At 47.4% G+C, this 2068-nt stretch carries 2 protein-coding genes; both read right to left on the reverse strand.

The window, feature by feature from the left end; genetic code table 11:
• Positions 1–1084, reverse strand: a 1084-nt coding sequence (gene trpB, locus AB4653_RS25635) for a tryptophan synthase subunit beta (protein ID WP_372105633.1), incomplete at its 3' end; no start/stop codon positions are given.
• Between the two features lie 130 nt (positions 1085–1214).
• The coding region (gene trpCF / locus AB4653_RS25640; protein WP_372105634.1) for a bifunctional indole-3-glycerol-phosphate synthase TrpC/phosphoribosylanthranilate isomerase TrpF at positions 1215–2068 on the reverse strand (854 nt) is incomplete at its 5' end.

Raw genomic sequence — 2068 nt, forward strand, 5'->3', positions numbered from 1 at the left:
GAGCCATTTTAACAGCATGAGCCAAAGCATAAGATGACTCTAGCGCTGCAATTATACCTTCTTTACGTGCAATCAATTGGAACGCTTCTAGCGCTTCGTCATCGGTCACGTTGTCGTATTCAGCACGGCCAATCGCATTTAGGTGCGCGTGTTGAGGACCAACTGATGGGAAATCTAGACCCGCAGATACAGAGTAAGACTCTTCTACTTGGCCGTTCTCATCTTGCATCAGTGGGGCTTTCATACCGAAGAAAATACCGGTTTTACCGTGTTTAAGCGGCGCGCCGTGTTGGTCAGTATCAATACCTTTACCAGCAGGCTCTACACCGATTAGGCGAACAGACTCTTCTTCAATGAAATCAGCGAACATGCCGATAGCGTTTGAACCACCGCCAACACAAGCGATAACGGCATCAGGAAGGCGACCTTCACGAGCTAGAATTTGGTTTTTCGTTTCTTCACCAATCATGCGTTGGAAATCACGAACAATCGTTGGGAATGGGTGAGGACCCGCTGCAGTACCCAATAGGTAGTGCGCGTCTTCATAAGTTGCAGACCAGTCACGTAGCGCTTCGTTACATGCATCTTTTAGCGTTGAAGAGCCAGAATGAACAGGGATAACCTCTGCGCCCATTAGTTTCATACGGAACACGTTCGGGCTTTGACGTTCAACGTCTTTTGCACCCATGTAAACACGACACTTAAGGCCCAATAGAGCACAAGCTAGAGCCGTTGCCACACCGTGTTGGCCTGCGCCAGTTTCAGCGATGATTTCTTGCTTACCCATACGTTTTGCTAGCAGCGCTTGACCAAGTACTTGGTTTGTCTTGTGAGCACCGCCGTGAAGTAGATCTTCACGCTTTAGGTACAGTTTAGTTTTTGTACCTTTAGTCAGGTTACGCGTTAGCGTTAGTGCCGTTGGACGACCTGCGTACTCTTGCAGAAGCGTCATGAATTCACTGCGGAACTCAGGATCGGCTTGTGCATCGATAAATGCTTGTTCTAGTTGGTCTAGTGCTGGCACTAGGATCTGCGGTACGTATTGACCACCGTATTCACCGAAGTAGGCATCGAGTTTAGCCATTGTGTTATTCCTTCAATTCTATCGATGTGTATTCACACCAAGTCATTTAATCTTGTTTAAGCTTCGCAAAGGCAAAGCTTACTAATTAGTTTTGAGATTCTGCTTTCTAATTTCTAGCGCCGAGTTTGGACTAGTAATTGCGAATCGCTGCAAAAGCACGCTGCAGCTTGTCTGCGTCTTTTTTACCAGGAGCGGATTCAACGCCAGAGTTTAGGTCTAATCCTAAGCAGCCCAACTTAGCCGCTTGGTTAGCATTGTCTGGGTTTAGGCCACCCGCCAACATGATTGCGCTTTGGTTGTTGATTAGGCTCCAGTCGAACGCTTGACCTGTACCACCCGTTTGAGAACCCACTTTAGTATCTAGCAGGTGACGAGTCACGTTGCTTTTCAGTAATTTTGGTAGCGTGTTTTTAGCACCGTTTTCAGCACCAGAAGCAACACCGTAAGCTTTCCAAATCTCAACGTGTTCAGGTAGTGATTGTTTTAGTTCATCGACAAATGCTTGAGGTTCGTCACCGTGCAGTTGCACCGCAAATAAACCTAGCTCAGAAACCGTTTTCGCAACGTCAGTAACGCTATGATTTTGGAAAACACCCACGTAGTTCAAAGGTGCGCCGCTCATGGTTAAACGAGCTGCTTCGATATCCACATGACGCTTAGATGCTTCAACGAAAATCAGACCACCGAATACCGCACCGGCTTGATAAGCCTTTGCTGCATCGTCAGAGTGAGTTAAACCACACACCTTGTTTTCACCGAGCGTCACTTTACGCACTGCGAGTTCAAGGTTCTTCTCTGCCATTAAAGAGCTGCCGATTAGGAAGCCGTCTGCAAACGTTGAAAGGTCACGCACTTGTTGATGTGTGTAGATGCCAGACTCTGAAATCACGACTGCGTTTGTAGCCAGTTCGCGAATCAGCGGAGCCAACTCTTTGGTACGGTTCAAATCAGTCGAAAGGTCACGCAGGTTGCGGTTATTAATAC

Origin of the sequence: Vibrio sp. 10N.222.48.A3, assembly GCF_041475345.1 — a bacterium.
In the GTDB taxonomy this organism is placed as follows: Bacteria; Pseudomonadota; Gammaproteobacteria; order Enterobacterales; family Vibrionaceae; genus Vibrio; species Vibrio tasmaniensis_A.